Source organism: Streptomyces lancefieldiae (assembly GCF_031845825.1).
Classification (GTDB): Bacteria; Actinomycetota; Actinomycetes; order Streptomycetales; family Streptomycetaceae; genus Streptomyces; species Streptomyces lancefieldiae.
In genome coordinates, this window is record NZ_JAVRFH010000006.1 from 122,951 (window position 1) to 143,714 (window position 20,764).

12 protein-coding genes are annotated in these 20,764 nt (G+C 73.2%); 9 read left to right on the forward strand and 3 right to left on the reverse strand.

Annotated elements, in window-relative coordinates; genetic code table 11:
• The first annotated feature begins 91 nt into the window (after nt 1-91).
• The gene (locus RM812_RS08250) at nt 92-1,216 is read left to right on the forward strand and encodes a GuaB3 family IMP dehydrogenase-related protein (protein ID WP_311571731.1); all 1,125 of its coding nucleotides are present in this window, start codon (nt 92-94) and stop codon (nt 1,214-1,216) included.
• Between the two features lie 78 nt (nt 1,217-1,294).
• On the opposite strand, the gene RM812_RS08255 is transcribed toward RM812_RS08250, so the two are convergent.
• Nucleotides 1,295-2,503: a nucleotide sugar dehydrogenase gene (locus tag RM812_RS08255; RefSeq protein WP_311571732.1), complete on the reverse strand. Its 1,209-nt coding sequence runs from the start codon at nt 2,501-2,503 to the stop codon at nt 1,295-1,297.
• Between the two features lie 285 nt (nt 2,504-2,788).
• Here RM812_RS08255 and RM812_RS08260 point away from each other — a divergent pair, with 285 nt between their 5' ends.
• From RM812_RS08260 to RM812_RS08295, 7 genes are all read left to right on the forward strand, one after another.
• The gene (locus RM812_RS08260) at nt 2,789-4,495 is read left to right on the forward strand and encodes a glycerol-3-phosphate dehydrogenase/oxidase (protein WP_311571733.1); all 1,707 of its coding nucleotides are present in this window, start codon (nt 2,789-2,791) and stop codon (nt 4,493-4,495) included.
• A 148-nt stretch (nt 4,496-4,643) separates the two neighbouring features.
• A complete protein-coding gene (locus RM812_RS08265; RefSeq protein WP_311571734.1) occupies nt 4,644-6,701 on the forward strand; it encodes a serine/threonine-protein kinase in 2,058 nt (685 codons plus the stop codon).
• Nucleotides 6,702-6,853: 152 nt separating this feature from the next.
• On the forward strand, nt 6,854-9,976 hold the full coding sequence (locus RM812_RS08270; protein ID WP_311571735.1) for a protein kinase: 3,123 nt from the start codon (nt 6,854-6,856) through the stop codon (nt 9,974-9,976).
• Nucleotides 9,977-10,133: 157 nt separating this feature from the next.
• Nucleotides 10,134-12,056, forward strand: coding sequence for a serine/threonine-protein kinase (locus RM812_RS08275; protein WP_311571736.1), 1,923 nt, complete (start codon nt 10,134-10,136; stop codon nt 12,054-12,056).
• 108 nt (nt 12,057-12,164) lie between these two features.
• A complete protein-coding gene (locus RM812_RS08280; protein WP_311571864.1) occupies nt 12,165-13,304 on the forward strand; it encodes a serine/threonine-protein kinase in 1,140 nt (379 codons plus the stop codon).
• A gap of 458 nt (nt 13,305-13,762) precedes the next feature.
• Nucleotides 13,763-15,376, forward strand: a complete 1,614-nt coding sequence (locus tag RM812_RS08290; protein WP_311571737.1) for a succinic semialdehyde dehydrogenase — start codon at nt 13,763-13,765, stop codon at nt 15,374-15,376.
• A gap of 92 nt (nt 15,377-15,468) precedes the next feature.
• Nucleotides 15,469-17,292, forward strand: coding sequence for a GMC family oxidoreductase (locus RM812_RS08295; RefSeq protein ID WP_311571738.1), 1,824 nt, complete (start codon nt 15,469-15,471; stop codon nt 17,290-17,292).
• Nucleotides 17,293-18,011: 719 nt separating this feature from the next.
• On the opposite strand, the gene RM812_RS08300 is transcribed toward RM812_RS08295, so the two are convergent.
• Nucleotides 18,012-18,452 carry a chorismate mutase gene (locus RM812_RS08300; protein WP_311571739.1) on the reverse strand — a complete coding sequence of 147 codons (441 nt, stop codon included), beginning with the start codon at nt 18,450-18,452 and terminating at the stop codon, nt 18,012-18,014.
• 189 nt (nt 18,453-18,641) lie between these two features.
• Here RM812_RS08300 and guaA point away from each other — a divergent pair, with 189 nt between their 5' ends.
• Entirely contained in the window at nt 18,642-20,222 is a 1,581-nt protein-coding gene (guaA, locus tag RM812_RS08305) for a glutamine-hydrolyzing GMP synthase (protein ID WP_311571740.1), read from the forward strand.
• A 9-nt stretch (nt 20,223-20,231) separates the two neighbouring features.
• Here the strand turns inward: guaA and RM812_RS08310 are convergent, their stop codons facing one another.
• Nucleotides 20,232-20,729, reverse strand: a complete 498-nt coding sequence (locus tag RM812_RS08310) for a pyridoxamine 5'-phosphate oxidase family protein (protein ID WP_311571741.1) — start codon at nt 20,727-20,729, stop codon at nt 20,232-20,234.
• Nucleotides 20,730-20,764 lie beyond the last annotated feature (35 nt).

Below are 20,764 nucleotides of genomic sequence, written 5' to 3' on the forward strand. Positions count from 1 at the left end.
AGGGCGGCCCCGCGAGCATCCGGGGCCGCCCTCGGTGTGCCCGTCGGGGATACTGGAAGGCGCTGCAACGCATCAGGGAAAGGCCACAGACGTGACTGAGATCGAGATCGGGCGCGGCAAGCGCGGCCGCCGGGCGTACGCCTTCGACGACATCGCCGTCGTCCCCAGCCGCCGTACGCGGGACCCGAAGGAGGTCTCGATCGCCTGGCAGATCGACGCCTACCGCTTCGAGCTGCCGTTCCTGGCAGCTCCCATGGACTCGGTCGTCTCCCCGGCCACCGCCATCCGCATCGGCGAGCTGGGCGGCCTGGGCGTGCTGAACCTCGAGGGCCTGTGGACCCGGTACGAGGACCCGCAGCCGCTGCTCGACGAGATCGCCGAGCTGGACCCGGACACCGCGACCCGCCGCCTCCAGGAGATCTACGCGGCTCCCGTCAAGGAGGAGCTGATCGGGCAGCGCATCAAGGAGGTGCGCGACTCGGGCGTGGTCACCGCCGCCGCTCTCTCCCCGCAGCGCACCGCCCAGTTCTCCAAGGCGGTCGTGGACGCGGGCGTGGACATCTTCGTCATCCGCGGTACGACGGTCTCGGCGGAGCACGTCTCCGGCGCGCACGAGCCGCTGAACCTGAAGCAGTTCATCTACGAGCTCGACGTCCCGGTGATCGTCGGCGGCTGCGCCACGTACACCGCCGCCCTGCACCTGATGCGCACGGGCGCGGCGGGCGTCCTCGTCGGCTTCGGCGGCGGCGCGGCCCACACCACGCGCAACGTGCTGGGCATCCAGGTGCCCATGGCGACGGCGGTCGCGGACGTGGCGGCGGCCCGCCGTGACTACATGGACGAGTCCGGCGGCCGGTACGTGCACGTCATCGCCGACGGCGGCGTCGGCTGGTCCGGCGACCTGCCCAAGGCGATCGCCTGCGGCGCCGACTCCGTGATGATGGGCTCCCCGCTGGCCCGCGCGACGGACGCGCCGGGCAAGGGCAACCACTGGGGCATGGAGGCCGTCAACGAGGAGCTGCCGCGCGGCAAGAAGGTCGACCTCGGCACGGTCGGCACCATCGAGGAGATCCTCACCGGCCCGTCCCACACCCCCGACGGCTCGATGAACTTCTTCGGCGCGCTGCGTCGGGCGATGGCGACCACCGGGTACAGCGAGCTCAAGGAGTTCCAGCGCGTCGAGGTGACGGTGGCGGACTCGCAGCACCGGCGGTAGTCACCCGTACGGAGTACCGAGAAGTGCCGAGGGGCCCGGAGCGACTGCTCCGGGCCCCTCGGCGTGTCCGGGCCCCGTTCAGAGCCGGTGCGCCGCTCCCGTGGGCGTGGCTCCCCGGGTGTCCAGCAGGAGCTGGGCCTTCACCGACAGGCCCTGGAGGTCGTACGTGCGGTGCTGCTGGAGCAGGATCGTCAGGTCGGCGTCGGCGGCGGCCTCGTAGAGGGAGTCGGCGCGGGGGACGGGGTGGCCCAGGACGTTCCAGGACGGGACGTGCGGGTCGTGGTAGCTGATGGCGGCGCCCATCGACATCAGGCGGGACGCGATCTCCTCGGCCGGTGCCGCCTGCTGGTCGGCGAGGTCCGCCTTGTAGGTGACGCCGAGGAGCAGGACGCGGGCGCCGCGCGCGGACTTGCCGTGCTCGTTGAGGAGGGCGGCGGCGCGTTGGACGACGTAGCGGGGCATCTGGGAGTTGACCCGCTGGGCCAGTTCCACCATGCGCAGGCTGTGGGGGGCCTGGCCGGTCAGGTCCTGGGGGACGGAGTGGCCGCCGACGCCGGGGCCGGGGCGGAAGGCGTGGAAGCCGAACGGCTTGGTCTCCGCGCAGCGCAGGACGTCCCACAGGTCGACGCCCAGGTCGTTGCAGAGGACGGCCATCTCGTTGACGAGGGCGATGTTGACGTGCCGGAAGTTGGTCTCCAGGAGCTGGACCGTCTCCGCCTCACGGGGGCCTCGTGCGCGTACCACCTTGTCGGTGAGGCGGCCGTAGAAGGTGGCTGCCGACTCGGTGCAGGCGGGGGTGAGGCCGCCGATGACCTTCGGGGTGTTGGCCGGGGTGAAGTCGCGGTTGCCGGGGTCGGCGCGGCTGGGGGAGTAGGCGAGGTGGAAGTCGCGGCCGGCGCGCAGCCCGGAGCCCCGCTCCAGCAGCGGGCGCAGGAGCTCCTCCGTGGTCCCGGGCCGCACGGGCGACTCCAGGATGACCGTGGTGTGCGGGCGCATGTGGGCGGCCAGGGTGCGTGCGGCGGCCTCCACCTGGGTGAGGTCCAGGCCGCCGTCCGGGCCCGGCGGGGTCGGGGCGCAGATGACCGCGGTGCGTACCCGGCCCAGTTCGGCCGGTCCCGCGGGCGTGCGGAAGCCGGCCGACAGCATGCGGCGCAGCTCGGCGGGGGTGAGCGGGTCGGCCTCGGGGCCGGTGCGGTAGCCGAGGGTGGAGACGCCGGCGGCGACGGCGGCCTGGGCCAGGGGCAGGCCGTACGGGCCGAGTCCGATGACGGCGAGATCTGCGGGCATGGAGTGGGCCGTCCTTCCCAATAACCGAAGCGGGACAGGCGCGCAAGCCCGGTGGACAGGATGGGCGAGCACAACGTCAGACTAGGAGTAAATATGACCGATTTGTGGGATTGATCGGGCGAGTTTCGGTGAGTGTCGACCGGGCCCCGCGGGAGTTGTCCACAGGTTGGGGGCGGGCGGCGGCCGATGTCGGGCGATCCGGTCAGAATCTGGGCATGGTGGGTACCAGGAACCGGGCTTCGCCCCGACGGGTGCGGCCGACGCGACCCACAGCGGGAGGCAGCAGTGAGGACAGCGACACTGGGGCCGGCGCAGCGCGCCGAGTCGCTCGCGGCCATGGCCGAGCGCGAGCTGGACGTACTGGTGGTGGGCGCGGGCGTGGTGGGCGCGGGCACCGCCCTGGACGCCGTGACCCGGGGCCTGTCCACCGGCCTGGTCGAGGCGCGGGACTGGGCGTCGGGCACCTCCAGCAGGTCCAGCAAGCTGATCCACGGCGGCCTGCGCTACCTGGAGATGCTCGACTTCGCACTCGTACGGGAGGCGCTGAAGGAGCGCGGCCTGCTGCTGGAGCGGCTCGCGCCGCACCTGGTGAAGCCGGTGCCGTTCCTGTACCCGTTGCAGCACAAGGGGTGGGAGCGGCTCTACGCCGGGTCGGGCGTCGCGCTCTACGACGCCATGTCCATGGCCCGCGGACACGGCCGGGGCCTGCCGATGCACCGGCACCTGAGCCGCCGTCACGCCCTTCGGGTGGCGCCCGCCTTGAAGAAGGACGCGCTGGTCGGCGCGCTCCAGTACTACGACGCCCAGATGGACGACGCCCGGTTCGTGACGACGCTGGTGCGCACGGCGGCGGCGTACGGCGCCCAGGTCGCCAACCGCGCGCGCGTGACCGCGTTCCTGCGCGAGGGCGAGCGCGTGGTCGGCGCGCGGGTGCAGGACGTCGAGGCGGGCGGCGAGTACGAGGTCCGCGCCAAGCAGATCGTGAACGCGACCGGGGTGTGGACCGACGACACCCAGTCCCTGGTGGGCGAGCGCGGCCAGTTCCACGTCCGGGCGTCCAAGGGCATCCACCTGGTCGTGCCCAAGGACCGCATCCACTCCACCACCGGGCTGATCCTGCGCACCGAGAAGTCCGTGCTGTTCGTCATCCCCTGGGGCCGGCACTGGATCATCGGCACCACGGACACCGACTGGGACCTGGACAAGGCCCACCCGGCCGCGTCCAGCGCGGACATCGACTACCTGCTGGAGCACGTCAACTCGGTGCTGTCCGTGCCGCTCACGCGCGACGACGTCGAGGGCGTGTACGCCGGTCTGCGCCCGCTGCTGGCCGGCGAGTCGGACGCCACCAGCAAGCTGTCGCGGGAGCACACCGTCGCGCACCCGGTGCCCGGCCTGGTCGTCGTGGCGGGCGGCAAGTACACGACGTACCGGGTGATGGCCAAGGACGCCGTGGACGAGGCGGTGCACGGACTCGACCTGCGGGTCGCCGACTGCGTCACCGAGGAGACGCCGCTGCTCGGCGCCGAGGGGTACCGGGCGCTGTGGAACGCGCGGGCGCGGGTCGCCGCACGCACCGGCCTGCACGTCGTCCGCGTGGAGCACCTGCTGAACCGGTACGGCGCGATGGCCGAGGAGGTGCTGGAGCTCATCGCCGCCGACCCCTCCCTCGGCGAACCGCTGCACGCCGCCGACGACTACCTGCGCGCCGAGGTCGTCTACGCCGCCTCGCACGAGGGCGCGCGGCACCTGGACGACGTACTGACCCGGCGCACCCGCATCTCCATCGAGACCTTCGACCGGGGCACGCGCAGCGCCCGCGAGGCCGCCGGGCTGATGGCACCGGTGCTGGGCTGGGACACGGACCAGGTCGAACGGGAGATCCAGCACTACGAGAAGAGGGTGGAGGCCGAACGGGAGTCGCAGCGCCAGCCGGACGACCTGACGGCGGACGCGGCCCGGCTGGGAGCACCGGACATCGTGCCACGGTAGGGGCTGCCGGGGCGGGGGTGACGTGAGGTCATCCTCCGCCACCGCCCGCCCCCGCCTCCGATGGGCCCGAGAGGCACCCTGGGCGTCGAGCACTTGTCGGGTGAGGGACAATGAAGGCTCTGTCAGGGCGGGTTGCATGAGGGGACGCATGTCGGAGGCGGAGCGGGCGGGGACATCCCGTACGGACAAGAGCGCACGTCTCCTCGCCGGGCGCTACCGGCTGGGAGACGTGCTCGGCCGCGGCGGCATGGGGACGGTGTGGCGGGCCGAGGACGAGACCCTGGGACGCACGGTCGCCGTCAAGGAGCTGCGGTTCCCGGGGAACATCGACGAGGAGGAGAAGCGGCGCCTGATCACGCGGACGCTGCGCGAGGCCAAGGCGATCGCGCGGATCCGCAACAACAGCGCCGTCACGGTCTACGACGTCGTCGAGGAGGACGACCGCCCGTGGATCGTGATGGAACTCGTCGAGGGCAAGTCGCTCGCCGAGGCCATCCGGGAGGACGGCCTGCTGGAGCCGAGGCGCGCGGCCGAGGTCGGTCTCGCCGTCCTGGACGTCCTGCGCTCCGCGCACCGCGAGGGCATCCTGCACCGTGACGTGAAGCCGTCCAACGTACTGATCGCCGAGGACGGCCGGGTCGTGCTCACCGACTTCGGCATCGCCCAGGTCGAGGGCGACCCCTCCATCACCTCCACCGGCATGCTCGTCGGCGCCCCCTCCTACATCTCCCCGGAGCGCGCCCGCGGCCACAAGCCCGGCCCGGCGGCCGACCTGTGGTCGCTCGGCGGACTGCTCTACGCGGCCGTGGAGGGCACCCCGCCGTACGACAAGGGCTCCGCGATCGCGACGCTCACCGCGGTGATGACGGAGAACCTGGAGGAGCCGAAGAACGCCGGCCCGCTGCGGGACGTCATCTACGGGCTGCTCACCAAGGACCCCGCCCAGCGGCTCGACGACGCGGGCGCCCGCGCGATGCTGAACAAGGTCATCCACGCCCCCGAGGCCGAGCCGGTCGAGGCCACCAAGGTCGTGCCGCTGCCCGCGCAGCCGGACGAGCGGTCGCGCCGGGGCGGCGGTTCGGCGGGCGCCGGCGGCAAGCGGGCCGCCGAGGAGGCCGGGGACCGGCTGCGCGGGGCGCTGCGGTCCGTGCGCAAGGCCGCCGTCGGGGCCGGCGCCGCCGGTGCCGCGGCCGCCTCCCGGGCCAAGCCGGGCGGTGCCGACCGGACCGCGTCGGGGTCCGCGGGGCCGACCGCCGCCTCGGGCTCCGCCGGGACGGCCGCCGCGTCGCGGGGGCCGGGGGCTGCCGGCTCGGGCACGCCAGGGGCCGCCGGGCCGGGGTCCGCGGCGGCCGCCGGGACAGGAGCGGGCTCGGGTCCGGGTGCGTCGAACGCGCCTGCGGGCGCGCGGAGTTCCGGGTGGCCCGTCGTGCCGCCGCCGGACCTGCCGCCCCGCCAGGTGCCCAGGGCGCCGCTCACCGACGTGGTGCCGCGCCGGACGCTGGTGATCATCGCCGTGATCGCGGCGCTCGCCGTGCTCGGTACGGTGCTGGCCCTCACACTCGGCGGCGACGACGAGAACGGGGCCAAGGGCGGAAACGGTGACAAGGTCACCGCCTCGGCCACCGCGAGCGGCGACACCGAGCAGAACGGGGAGAGCGGAACCGGTACCGACGGCTCCGCCTCGGGCCCGGCGACGGACGGGGCCTCGACCGGCGCCGCCCCGGGCGCCGGAGCGAGCGCGTCCGGCGACGCCGGGAAGCCCGACGACGAGGAGGAGGTGGCCGGCACCCACAAGGGGAGCCAGGGCTACCGCATCGGACTGCCCGAGGGTTGGAAGTTCCGGTCCTCGGGCTCCACGGGAGACCGGTTCACCGGCCCCCAGGGGCAGAAGCTCCTCGTCGCCTGGACGTCCACGCCCAAGGACGACCCCGTCGCGGACTGGAAGAACCAGGAGCGGTCCATGATCCGCTCTCAGTACAAGAAGATCCGCATCGAGAAGGTGGGCTACCGCGGCTGGAACGCGGCCGACTGGGAGTTCACCTACACGGACGGCGGTACCAAGTACCGCACCGTGGACCGGGGCTTCGTGGTCAACGACCACCAGGGCTACGCCCTCATGTACACCGCGAAGGCCGCCGACTGGGACAGCGACCTGCGCCGGGACACCTGGCGGACCCTGGCGAAGACCTTCGAACCCAAGTCCTGAACGGGCGGGGCCCGGGTTTGAGCGGTCCGATATCTGGCATCCCCTCTTTGCGGGTTGCCCGCGGCACGTATCGTGAGTGCTTGCGGACCGTACGCAGCCGGAACGGCCCGCCGGGCGAACGGACTTGACCGACGGGCTGCCGGGGGTGCGACGTGGACGACTATGCGGGACGGGTACTCGCCGACCGCTACCGCCTGCCCCTGCCGCCGTCCGACGAGTACGAACTCACCGAGACCCGGGCCTTCGACACCTACAGCGGTCAGGAAGTCCTGGTCAGGCAGGTTCCGTTGCCGGAGGTCGTCGAGGCGGAGGTGCTCGACGCGGACGGTCTGCCCGACGGCTTCACGGCCCGGGACGGCGACGACCGGTACCCCGGCCGGCGGTCGTCGGCCGAGCGCGGCGGCATGCGGCGGCCCGCCGACCCCGTGGTGCGCCGTGCCGTCGAGGCCGCGCAGGCCGCGGCCGCCGTCCCCGACCATCCGCGCCTGGACCAGGTCTTCGACGTGTTCGCCGAGGGCGGTTCGCTGTGGGTCGTGAGCGAACTGGTGGCCGCCAGGCCGCTGGCCGCCCTGCTCGCCGAGGAACCGCTGACGCCGTACCGGGCGGCCGAGGTGGCCTCCGACATCCTTCTGGCGCTGCGGGTGCTGCACACCTATGGCTGGGTGCACCGGAACATCACCGCGCGCACGGTGCTCGTCTGCGACGACGGGCGTGTGATGCTGACCGGCCTGGCGGTCGGGGCGGCGGAGGAGGCGCTGTGCGGGTACGACCCGGTCCCCGCCCCTGAGGGCGAGGTCGACGGGGGCGCGGCGGGCCATGGCGGGCCGGGTGTGCAGAGCGGTGGGTTCGGCCCCGGTGGGCTCGGCCCCGGTGGTGCCGGGCCGGAGGGTGCCGGGACCGGGTCCGGGGCCGGGGGCGTGGGCCCAGGGGGGGCGGGCGGCGGCCCAGGGGGCCGTGGTGGCGGCGGTGGTGGCCGGGGTGGCCCTGGTGGCGCAGGGCCCGGTACGAGGGCGCCCCTTCCCGGAGGTTCCGACCTCGAGGCCGGTGCCATGGGCTCCGCCGGTGCGCTGGGTCCTGGTGGTGCCATGGGCTCCGCCGGTGCGGTGGGTCCTGGTGGTGCAGCGGGTCCTGGTGATGCGGCGGGTTCTGGTGGTGTGGCGGGTTCTGGTGGTGCGTCGGGTTCAGGGGGTGCCTCGGTTCCCGATGGTGCGATGGGCTCAGGGGGTGCGCCGGGTTCTGGTGGTGCGGTGGGCTTCGGTGGCGTCATGGGTTCCGGTGGTGCCGCGGGTTCCGTTGGTGCGATGGGTTCTGACGGTGCGGCGGGTTCCGACGGTGCGGCGGGTTCCGGTGGTGCGCCGGGCTCCGACGGTGCGGCGGGTTCCGGTGGTGCGGCGGGTTCCGGTGGCGTCATGGGCCCCCACGGTGCCCCCGGATCCAGTGGGCGGCGCGATCCCGAGGCCGACAGGCGGGCTGCCATCGAGGCGCGGGGCGTCGGCGGGCTGCCGGTGCCCGGGGCCCCGGGACCGGGCGGGACTCCCGCCGGGCGCGCCCCCGCGTCGCTCGACGCGGACGGCGACGTCCGCGCGGCGCGTGCCGGGGCGATCGCCGCGTACCGCGCGGGTGCCCGGGCGGCGGCCCGCGTCCAGGAGGCGCAGAACGGCCGCGCGGCCCTGCCCGGCGCACGCCCCGCGCCCGACAACGCCCCGGCGCAGGCCCCCCGCCCCGGCGGTCACGCCACCGAGCCGGGCGCCGCACAGACCTTCCCCACCGCCGGCCAGAGCCGGCCTCCCGCCCCCCTGCCCTCCGACGCGACCGGCCGTGGCACGGCACCTGGCGCCGCCCCGCCCGGGCAGATCGCCGACCCCTACGGCGTACGCGCCGCCTCCTGGCACGGCGCCACCCCCCGCACCCCCGACCCGGCCCCCGCTCCGCCGACCGGACGCGCCCTGCCCGCCGCCCCGCAGCAGGAGGCCGCCGCTCCGTCCGGGCACTGGGACGACGCGCTCGCCCGCACCCCCGCCCGGCACGGTCCGGCCACCGCACTCGCCGCCGAGCGGGCGCGGCAGGCCAGGATGGCCGTGGTCGGTCCCGTGACCGAACGCTGGGCGCCGGAACAGGCCGGTCCGGTGCACGAGAACTGGCAGCTGGCCGCGCCCATCGGCCCCGCGACCGACCTGTGGGCGCTGGGCGCGCTGCTCTTCCGCGCCGTACAGGGCCACGCGCCCTACCCGGAGGAGTCGACCGCCGAGCTGGTGCAGATCGTGTGCGCGGAGCCGCCGGCGTTCGCCGAGGAGTGCGGGCCGCTGCGGCCCGTCGTGGAGTCGCTGCTGCGCCAGGACCCCCTCGAACGCCTCGACTTCGAGGAACTGCGGGGCTGGCTGCGCTCGCTGGTGCGCTCGGCGCCCGAACCGGACGCCGGTCTGCACGTCGTCGCGGCCCCGCCCGCCGACACCAGCCGACTGCCGATCGTGCGCCGCCGGGGCGAACTGGTGCGCAGGCGGCGCGCCGGGCTGCCCGCGCACCACGGGCGGCACAAGCGGGACACCACTCGCTCCCCGCGCAGCCTGGGCCGGACGCTGCTCCTGCTGATACTGCTCGCCCTGGCCGGAGCGGTCGCGTACGCCATGTTCTTCATGCCCAAGAGCGACACGAGCGGCTCCGGCACCCCTGACCGTACGGGTGCCGTCGGCGAGGCGAGCCAGGCGCCGCCCGCGGGGTCCCCGGACGTCAGCAGCGAGCCCCGGCCGGAGCAGACGTCCCCGAAGGGCGACCCCAGTGCTTCCGGGACGGAGGCCGGTGCCGCCGGGACGCAGACCACCGGCGCCGACGGGTTCACCTTGCGCAAGGACCCGGAGGGCTTCAGCGTCGCCGTCGCCGAAGGCTGGAACCGCACGCCCCGCAACGGCAGCGGCCAGGTCGTCTACAGCAAGGGCGACTTCGAGCTCATCGTCGTACCAGGCCGGGACCGCACCGGTGAGTTCGGTGACGACCCGATGGTCTACCAGCGCGACAGCGAACCCGAGTTGCGTCCCTACCGCGCCTCCAGCTGGGCCACCTCCAGCGGGCTGAAGACCATCGAGGTCGGCGGACGGACCATGGCCGAGGGGCAGTTCACCTGGACCGGCGCCGACGGCGACGAGTTGTACGTGCGCAACATCGCGATGCTGATCGACGGTCGCTACCACGTGGTGCAGGTCCGCGGCCCGGAGGCGGAGCGGGACCAGGTGTCCCGGCTGTACGAACAGGCGTCGGCGACCTACAAGTACACGGGCTGACCCGCGTCCTGAGGGCAGGTCAGCGCGATGGTTGACTCCTGTCGCAGAAAGCGACAACCGTCACAGAGCGGTTTCCGTGCGACCCCAGCCGTTCCCCGGACGGGGGCCGGTCCCTAGTCTGACCCTGACAAGACCATTGCGGGGCAACGTGAATCAGATGCAGGGCCGGCTCCTCGCGGGCCGTTACCGGCTCGGGGAAGCCATCGGCAGCGGCGGTATGGGCCGGGTGTGGCGAGCTCACGACGAGGTGCTGAACAGGGCCGTCGCCATCAAGGAGTTGACCGCCGCGCTCTACGTCTCCGAGAGCGACCAGGCCATACTGCTGGCGCGCACCCGGAGCGAGGCGCGCGCGGCCGCGCGGATCAACCACTCGGCCGTCGTCACCGTGCACGACGTACTCGAACACGACGGCCGGCCATGGATCGTGATGGAGCTGGTCGAGGGCCGCTCACTGGCCGACGCGGTCAAGGAGGAGGAGCGCGTCGAGCCCCGGGAGGCGGCCCGGGTCGGCCTGTGGGTGCTGCGCGCCCTGTGCGCCGCGCACGCCGCCGGTGTCCTGCACCGCGACGTCAAGCCCGGCAACGTCCTGCTCGGCGACGACGGGCGCGTGCTGCTCACCGACTTCGGCATCGCGCAGATCGAGGGCGACAGCACCATCACGCGCACCGGTGAGGTCGTCGGCTCCGTCGACTACCTGGCACCCGAGCGCGTCCGCGGCCACGACCCCGGGCCCGCCTCCGACCTGTGGGCGCTCGGCGCGACGCTGTACACGGCGGTGGAGGGCAGGTCGCCGTTCCGCCGTACCTCGCCGCTGACCACCATGCAGGCGGTCGTCGAGGAGGAGGCCACCAAGCCCCGGTACGCCGGCCCGCTCGCACCCGTCATCACCGCCCTGCTGCGCAAGGATCCGGCCACCCGGCCCGACGCCACCGAGACCGAGCACATGCTCGCCCAGGCGGCGGAGGGGCGGCGGCCGAACGCGGCCCAGGCGTATGTGCCGACGCAGTACGCGGGGGCGCGGGGACACGGCGACACGGCCCACCCGGGGAGACCCGGGGCGGCGGAGCGGGCGGGCGGGCACGCCCCGACGCACTACCCGTCGGCGACCGGGCCCACGGCCGTCGGCTCTACGGCCGTAGGCCCTCCGCCCGTGGGGCACCACTCGGCCCCAGGGCCGATGGCCACCGGTCCGACGGCCGTGGGGCACCACCCGGCCGCAGGGCCGATGACGACCGGTCCGACGGCCGTGGGGCACCACCCGGCCGCAGGGCCGATGACGACCGGTCCGACGGCCACGGGGTACGCGGCGGCGGGCCCCGTGCCGACCGGTCCGACGGCCACGGGGCACGCGCCGAACGGTCCGACGGGCACCGCCCCCGTACGGTCCCGGCGCCGCCGGCTGCGCACCCTCGCCCTGGTCGTCGTGGTCGCCGCCGTCGTCGGCGCGGGCACCGCCGTGATGATGCACCAGCGGGACGACGGCGGCTCGGCCGCCGGTCCGGGCGCCACCGACCCACCGTCACCTTCCGCCTCCCTCTCCGCCTCCGCCTCCGCATCCCCCTCGCCCTCCGCCTCCGCCACGACCGGCGAGGGCCCCTCCGGGTCCGTCCCGGCCGGCTGGGTCCGGCAGGACGACCCGGTGGGTTTCAGCCTCTCCCTGCCCGAGGGCTGGCAGCGGAAGGTGTACAGCGACACCGGCGAGCTCCGGCAGGTCGACTACACCCCGGACGGCGGCGAGCACTTCATCCGCATCGCCGTCGACACCGCCCCCGACTACAACGACCCCTACACCCACCAGCTCGACCTGGAGGAACAACTCCAGCGGCTGGTCGGCTACCAGCGCGTCACCCTGGAGCGGACCACGTACCGGGACCGCGACAGCGCCCGCTGGGAGTACACCTGGACGGCCCTGGCGAAGGACGGCCCCTTCCCCGGCCCGCGCCGCGCCGTCGAGGAGATGTACATGTCCCGGGACGGCGTCGAGTACGCCATCTACATGTCGGGACCCGCGAACGACTGGCCGACCACGCAGCGGCAGTTCGAAGCCGTGCTGCGGAGCTGGGAGGAGAAGCCCGCCTGACCCGCGGCGCGCGGCGGCCGGGAGCCGACGCGGGGACCCTCCCGTCCCCGTCGGTTGTCGGCCACCCGTGTCCCGATGGCCCGGAGCCGGTCCGTCCGGTGGGGCATGATGGGACGCATGGTGACCGAGCGGGCGGGCGGGCGTGTCATCGCAGGCCGTTACCGGCTCCATGAGCGGCTCGGCCGCGGCGGCATGGGCATCGTGTGGCGGGCGACCGACCAACTCCTCGGCCGGCAGGTGGCCGTGAAGGCGCTCCCCGTCGACGAGACCCTCTCCGCGGCCGAGGCCGGGCGGCGCCGGGAGCGGACCCTGCGCGAGGCCCGCGCGGTCGCGCAGCTGAGTCACCCGCACGTCATCGTCGTGCACGACGTCGTCGAGGACGACGAACGCGCGTACATGGTCATGGAACTGGTCGACGGCGGCTCGCTCGCCGACCGCGTCCTCAGCCACGGCCCGGTCGACGCAGCCGAGGCCGCCCGCATCGGCATCGCCCTGCTCGACGCCCTGCGCACCGCCCACGCGGCCGGGATGCTGCACCGGGACGTGAAGCCTTCGAACGTGCTGGTCGCCGGGGACGGCCGGGTCGTCCTCACCGACTTCGGCGTCGCCCAGGTCGCGGGCGCCACCACGCTCACCGAGACCGGCTCCTTCGTCGGCTCCCCCGAGTACACCGCCCCGGAGCGGATGTCCGGTGCCGGGACCGGGCCGGAGTCCGACCTGTGGTCGTTGGGCGTGCTGCTGTGCGCGATCCTGAGCGGCACCTCCCCCTTCCACCGCGACTCGCTGGGCGGCATCCTGCACGCCGTGGTCACCGAGGAGATCCACCCGCCCGCACAGGCCGGGCCGATCCTGCCCGTCGTACGGGGCCTGCTCGAACGCGACCCGCAGCGACGGCTGGACGCCGGCGAGGCGGAGCAGATGCTGCGCGCCTTCCTGGCCACCGGCCGGACACCCGCGCCGGCCCGCACCGGAGAGCCCCGGCACGTGACGAAGGGCGTGCTCATGGCGGTGCTGCTCGTGGTCGCGGCGGCGGGCGCGGGTATCTCGGCGGCGGCGCTGCTCGCGGAGGAGGGCGGTGACGGGGGCGGTACGCCGCCGAGTTCGGCGCCCGTGACCTCGACGGAGCCGACGACACCGCCCGCCTCCGTCACCGCGTCCGTCACCGCGTCCCCCTCCGTGGCTCCGCGTCGCTTTCCGCATCCCCCTCCGTGGCTCCGCCCGACTCCGCGTCCCCCGCAACGCACGTGAACAGGAGATGAGCGGCACCCCGCGTCACGGGTCTGTGACCACCGGGCACCGGCGGTGGAAGGCGGACGGCCGACGCGCGTCCACGACGTGGCCGTGGAGGGCCCGACGGACCGCCCTGGATCGTCACGGAGTGGATCCCCGGCGAGTCCCTGCGCGAGCGCTCCGGCGCGGTCCGTCGGCGGCGTCCGAGGCCGCCCGCACAGGCCTCGCCGTGTTTGGCGCCCCGCGGGCCGCGCACGCCGCCGGCATCGTGCACCGCGCGGTCCGGCCCGCCCACGTCCGCCTCGGCCCACTCCCGGCCGAAAAGCAGCGATCAGGTCCAGCCCTTCCGCGTAACGCCCTGATCAGCGGGTTTGTTGCCAGCGATCACTGGCGTTGTGTGAGCACTCGGTGAATCACGGTGAATCCCCATTACCGCCGGGTACACAAAGACCTCGCGGCGTCATACCCTGCGGCTCATGACGGACGCGCAGGCCCCGGAAATCACCGGCACGAACCCCCTTGCCCCCGCCCCCCAGGGCGCCCGCACCGCTGCCGACGTGGTCACACCCGAGCTGGTCGCCCAGCTCACCAAGGGCGTGGCCGGCTCCGGGCGTACCGCCAACCACACGCCGTTCACCGGCGAGAAGCTGGCGGACCTGCCCGAGTCGACGCCCGAGGACGTGGCCGGCGCCTTCGAGCGGGCCCGCGCCGCCCAGGACGTGTGGGCCCGCACGCCGGTACGGCAGCGCGCCGCCGTCCTGCTGCGCTTCCACGACCTGGTCCTGGAGCGGCAGGCCGAGGTCCTCGACCTCATCCAGCTGGAGACCGGCAAGGCCCGCCTGCACGCCCACGAGGAGGTCCAGGCCGTCGCCGTCGCCGCCCGGCACTACGGCCGCCGCGCCGCCGCGTACCTGAGGCCGAAGCGGCACTCCGGCGCCATCCCGACCCTGACGAAGGTCACCGAACTGCGCCACCCGCGCGGCGTCGTCGGCCAGATCGCCCCCTGGAACTACCCGCTGGAGCTGTCCGTCGGCGACGCGCTCCCCGCGTTCGTCGCGGGCAACGCGGTCGTGATGAAGCCCGACACCGAGACCTGCCTGACCGCCCTGTGGGCGCGCGACCTCCTCATCGAGGCCGGCCTGCCCGCGGAGGTCTTCCAGGTCGTCCTCGGCGAGGGACCCGTCGTCGGCCCCGAGGTGGTCAAGCACGCCGACTACGTCTCCTTCACCGGCTCCACCCGCACCGGCCGCGAGGTCGCCCAGGGCGCCGCCGCCCGCCTGGTCGGCGTCTCCCTCGAACTCGGCGGCAAGAACGCCATGCTGGTGCTGGCGGACGCCGACGTCGAGAAGGCCGCGGCGGGCGCCGTCCGCGCCTGCTTCTCCTCGGCCGGGCAGCTCTGCATCTCCATCGAGCGGCTCTACGTCCACGAGTCGGTCGCCGACGCCTTCCTGGAGCGCTTCGCCGCCCGCACCAAGGCGATGCGGCTCGGTACCTCCCTCTCCTACGGCGCCGACATGGGCTCCCTGGTGGGGGAGCGGCAACTGGAGACCGTCCAGCGGCACGTGGAGGACGCGGTCGCGCACGGCGCGAAGCTCGTCGCCGGCGGCGTCGCCCGCCCGGACATCGGCCCGTACTTCTACGAGCCGACCATCCTCGACGGAGTCGCCGCCCCCATGACCGTGTGCACCGAGGAGACCTTCGGCCCGGTCGTGTCCGTCCACCGCTTCCAGACCGAGGACGAGGCGGTCGAGCGCGCCAACTCCACGCCGTACGGCCTGAACTCCTCCGTCTGGACGAAGGACGCCCGGCGCGGGCGCGACGTCGCCGCCCGGCTGCGCACCGGCACCGTCAACATCAACGAGGGGTACGCGCCCGCCTATGGCAGCGTCCAGTCGCCGATGGGCGGCATGAAGGACTCCGGCCTCGGCCGCCGGCACGGCTCCGAGGGCATCCTCAAGTACACCGAGGCCCAGACCGTCGCCCACCAGCGGCTGCTGCCGATGGCGCCGTCGCTGGGGATGGACGACGAGAAGTACGCGGAGTTCATGAGCCGGAGCCTGCGGCTCATGAAGGCATTCCGGTTCCGCTGACCCGCTGACCCGCTGACCCGCTGACCCGCTGACCCCCTGATCCCCCGACCCACCGCCCTCTGGCCAACGCCCGTTCTCAACGAGGAGAGCACGTGTCGCAGGAGAAGTCCGTCCAGACCCGGGACGAGAACGGGTACGACTACGACTACGACGTCCTTGTCGTGGGCTCCGGCTTCGGCGGCTCCGTGTCCGCCCTCCGCCTGACGGAGAAGGGCTACCGGGTCGGCGTCCTGGAGGCCGGCCGTCGCTTCACCCGGGAGTCGCTGCCGAAGAACTCCTGGGACCTGAAGAACTACCTCTGGGCCCCGAAGCTCGGCATGTACGGCATCCAGCGCATCCACCTGCTCGGGAATGTCATGGTCCTGGCAGGAGCGGGCGTCGGCGGCGGCTCCCTCAACTACGCCAACACCCTCTACATACCGCCGAAGCCCTTCTTCGACGACCCCCAGTGGCGGGACATCACCGACTGGCAGGAGGAGCTGACGCCGTACTACGACCAGGCCCGGCGCATGCTCGGCGTCCGTCTCAACCCGACGATGACCCCCTCCGACGTGCACCTGAAGGCCGCCGCCGAGCGGATGGGCGTCGGCGACACCTTCCACATGGCGCCGGTCGGCGTCTTCTTCGGCGACGGCGAGGACGCCGACGGCACGGTGAAGGCGAAACCCGGGGAGCGGGTGCCGGACCCCTACTTCGGCGGCGCGGGACCGGACCGCAAGGCCTGCAACGAGTGCGGCGAGTGCATGACCGGCTGCCGGCACGGTGCGAAGAACACGCTCAACGAGAACTACCTGTACCTCGCCGAGAAGGCGGGCGCGGTCGTGCACCCGATGACGACGGTCGTCTCGGTCACGGACGACTCGCGCGGCGGGTTCGCGATCGCCACGCTCCCCACCGACCGGCGGAAGAAGGACGCGGGCCGTACCTTCACGGCCCGCCGGGTCGTCATCGCCGCCGGCACCTACGGCACCCAGACCCTGCTGCACCGCATGAAGTCGGGCGGCCAACTCCCGCACCTGTCCGACAAGCTCGGTGAGCTGACCCGCACCAACTCCGAGGCGCTGGTCGGCGCCCAGACCGACGACCGGCGCTACCGCAGGGCCACCGGCCGGCCACGCGCCGACTTCACGCGCGGCGTCGCCATCACGTCCTCGATCCACCCGGACGCCAACACCCACATCGAGCCGGTCCGTTACGGCAAGGGTTCCAACTCGATGGGCGGCCTGTCGATCCTGCAGGTCCCGTACGCGGGCGAGACCGGCTCGGGCACCCACCGCGTCCTGGGCTTCCTCGCGCACGCGGCCAGGCACCCCGCGCAGGCCCTCCGTTCCCTGTCCAACCGCCACTGGTCGGAGCGGACCATCATCGGCCTGGTGATGCAGTCGCTGGACAACTCCCTGACGACGCATCTGAAGCCGTCGGGCGTCGGCAAGGGCGTGCTCACCGCCCGCCAGGGCCACGGATCGCCCAACCCCAAGCAGATCAAGGCCGCCACGGAGGGGGCCTCCGCACTCGCCGCCGAGATCAACGGCTTCGCCGGCTCCAACGTCGGTGAGCTGATGGGCACCCCGCTCACCGCCCACTTCCTCGGCGGCTGCCCGATCGGCGCCTCCCGCGAGACCGGCGTCATCGACCCTTACCACCGGCTCTACGGCCACCCCGGCATATCGGTCGTCGACGGCGCCGCGGTCTCGGCGAACCTCGGCGTCAACCCGTCCCTGACCATCACCGCGCAGGCTGAGCGGGCCATGTCGTACTGGCCGAACAAGGGCGAGCCCGACCCGCGCCCGGCGCAGGGCACGGCCTACGAACGCCTGGTCCCCGTCGAGCCCAAGCACCCGGCGGTCCCGGCGGAGGCCTTCGGCGCGCTCCGGCTGCCGTTCCTGGGGATGCCGACGGTGCCGCCGAAGAAGTAGCGGCACAGAAGCAGAAGCAGCGGCACAGAAGCAGTGACACAGAAGCAGTCGCACAGCGGAAAGGACCTGCGCCCCCCTCCGAGCGCAGGTCCTTCCCGCCGGCTCGCCATGGGAAAGCCCGGTCGGTCTCTGCGCCTGTTTGATCGGCGAAGGCCGTGAATGGTTGTCCCGGATCCACGGAATAGCGTGTGACCTGCGTCACGGATGTGCGCGCACGCGAAGGGCCCCGCGGCACGTGAGCCGCGGGGCCCTTCCTCGGTCAGCACCGGCGTCAGGGCAGCGCCGGTGCCCGGGGAGCGGCGCCGGGGGGCGCGCCGCTGGCCTTGGACGGCAGTGGGGTGGTGAGGGTGGTCGCGCCGGGGACCAGGGCTCCGCCCCGCCTGTACCGCGTCGTGCCGGACGGGGAGGGCCTTCGCAACCGTCCGGTCCGGGAGGGGACGCTTTCCGTCGGCCGGCCCCGGGCGTCCCCGGAGCCGGCCGCTCTCTTGCGTGACCGGGCTGCTGTCCCCTGCCGTCCGGTCACTTACCCGGAGCGAGGTCCCACGACGTACGGCACGATCCGCACGTCTCATCGCTCCAGTGAGCCACGCGTGGTTTCCTTCGGGCCCGCCCCTGGCTGGCACGGACACCGGGACCAACGAAGCCGCTCACGTGCCGGTCACGCGCCGTACGGGTGAGAAAGCGCCCGAACTCAGATACGACCTCGGCCCCGGCGGTCCTCAGACGCGCCCTCGGCACAGCTCCAGCATGGTCATCGCCAGCGCCGTGCCCGGCTTGCCCAGCGCCTGCCGGTAGTGGTCGAGGACCTCCATCTCGCGGGAGAGGTTCACGCGCCGGCCACCGGAGGTGATCCGCGCCTCCTGGATGACGGCGGAGACGGCCATCCGTTCCTGGATCAGCCCGATGATCCGGTCGTCGAGCGCGTCGATGCGCTCACGGGCGCCGGTGATCACGTCGGCGGCCTCGGTGGTGCGGGCGCCGGTCTTGTCTGTCGCGGTGGCGGTCACGGGGGGCTCCTCCGGAGGTTGGGGGAGGCGGCCCGGAGCGACAGGACCCGGAAACGACAGGCGCCCCGGACCTTGTCGGCCCGGGGCGCCTGGGAAGTCGCTTGTCAGTTGCTCAAGAAGCACGACCATGGCAGCCGGTGGGCCGGTTGCCATAGGTAAACAGGAAGGTCGGGTGCGTGAGCATGAGGCCAGTATGCCCCGGGGACGGACGGTGTCCAAGCCGGTTCGTATGGTGAGACGTCGAGGCGGGACCGCCGAGGCGCCGTGGGCGGGACGTGTCACCCGACCACCTCGGTAGAATCGGGAGCACAAGACCCCCGCCCGACCGCCGGAAGGCACCCCGTGTCATCAGCGACTCCCGCTGCCGCCGCCCCCGACACCGTCCTGGTCGTCGACTTCGGCGCGCAGTACGCCCAGCTCATCGCCCGCCGTGTCCGCGAGGCGCGGGTCTACAGCGAGATCGTGCCGAGCTCCATGCCGGTCGCGGAGATGCTCGCCAAGAACCCGGCGGCCATCATCCTCTCCGGTGGCCCCTCCTCGGTGTACGAGCCGGGCGCTCCCACCCTCGACCGCACCCTGTTCGAGGCGGGCGTCCCCGTCTTCGGCATGTGCTACGGCTTCCAGCTGATGGCGCAGACCCTCGGCGGCACGGTCGACAACTCCGGCGCCCGGGAGTACGGACGCACGGACCTGAGCGTCTCCAAGCCGTCCTCCACCCTCTTCGAGGGCACCCCGGCCGAGCAGGCCGTGTGGATGTCGCACGGCGACGCCTGCTCCGCCGCCCCCGAGGGCTTCACCGTCACCGGCTCCACGGACGTCGTCCCGGTCGCCGCGTTCGAGAACGACGAGAAGAAGCTCTACGGCGTCCAGTACCACCCCGAGGTGATGCACTCCACGCACGGCCAGCAGGTGCTGGAGCACTTCCTGTACCGGGGCGCGGGCCTCAGCCCGGACTGGACCACCGGCAGCGTCATCGAGGAGCAGGTCGAGGCCATCCGCGAGCAGGTCGGCGACAAGCGGGCCATCTGCGGCCTGTCCGGCGGCGTGGACTCCGCCGTGGCCGCCGCCCTCGTCCAGAAGGCCATCGGCTCCCAGCTGACCTGCGTCTACGTCGACCACGGCCTGATGCGCAAGGGCGAGACGGAGCAGGTCGAGAAGGACTTCGTCGCCTCGACCGGGGTCAACCTGAAGGTCGTCGACGCCAGCGAGCGGTTCCTGAACGCGCTCAAGGGGGTCTCCGACCCCGAGGAGAAGCGGAAGATCATCGGCCGCGAGTTCATCCGCGTCTTCGAGCAGGCCCAGGCCGAGATCATCGCCGACGAGGGCCCGGCCGTGGAGTTCCTCGTCCAGGGCACCCTCTACCCCGACGTGGTCGAGTCCGGCGGCGGCACCGGCACCGCCAACATCAAGTCCCACCACAATGTGGGCGGCCTCCCCGAGGACCTCGAGTTCCAGCTCATCGAACCGCTGCGCAAGCTGTTCAAGGACGAGGTCCGCATGGTCGGCCAGGAGCTCGGCCTGCCGGAGGAGATCGTCCAGCGCCAGCCGTTCCCGGGTCCGGGCCTCGGCATCCGTATCGTCGGCGAGGTCACCAAGGAGCGCCTGGACCTGCTCCGCGAGGCCGACGCCATCGCCCGCGAGGAGCTGACCGCGGCCGGCCTCGACCGCGACATCTGGCAGTGCCCCGTGGTGCTGCTCGCCGACGTCCGCTCCGTCGGCGTCCAGGGCGACGGCCGCACCTACGGCCACCCGATCGTGCTGCGGCCCGTCTCGTCCGAGGACGCGATGACCGCCGACTGGTCGCGGCTGCCGTACGACGTACTCGGCAAGATCTCCACCCGCATCACCAACGAGGTCAAGGACGTCAACCGGGTCGTCCTCGACGTCACCTCGAAGCCGCCGGGCACCATCGAGTGGGAGTAGTCCCGACGGTCACGTCCGCTTGAGAGTGCGCACCGGCTCTCCGGGCTTCCAGACCTGGGCGACGAGATACGCGTCATCCTCGACGTAGGTCCGTACGACCTCCGTCAACTCGGTGCGGAAGAGGTGGAACGGCTGCGGCGGTTCCACCTCTTTCACGTACCCGTCCTTCGTCTCCGCGTCCTCGACCTCGATCGCCCGTCCGCAGATCCGCACGTCGCCACCGTCCGGGGCGGTGCCCTCCCCGGGGTTCGCCTGGAGCGCGAAACGCGGGTCGCGGCGCAGGTCGAGCGCCTTCAGCGAACCCGGCATCATCCCCAGCCACAGCTCGCCGTCCAGGAAACGGACCTCCAGGCCGGAGGTGCGCGGAGAGCCGTCCTTGCGCAGGGTGGCGAGGACGTGGTGGGTGTAGGAGCCGAAGCGCGCCTCGACGGTGGCGGAGAGTCCGGGTTCGGCGGTGGTGAACGCGGCCCAGTTCGCGGCGGTGTTCCCCGCGGTGCTCGATGTCATACGCCGAGTGTGGACCCGAAATCCGACACCCCATG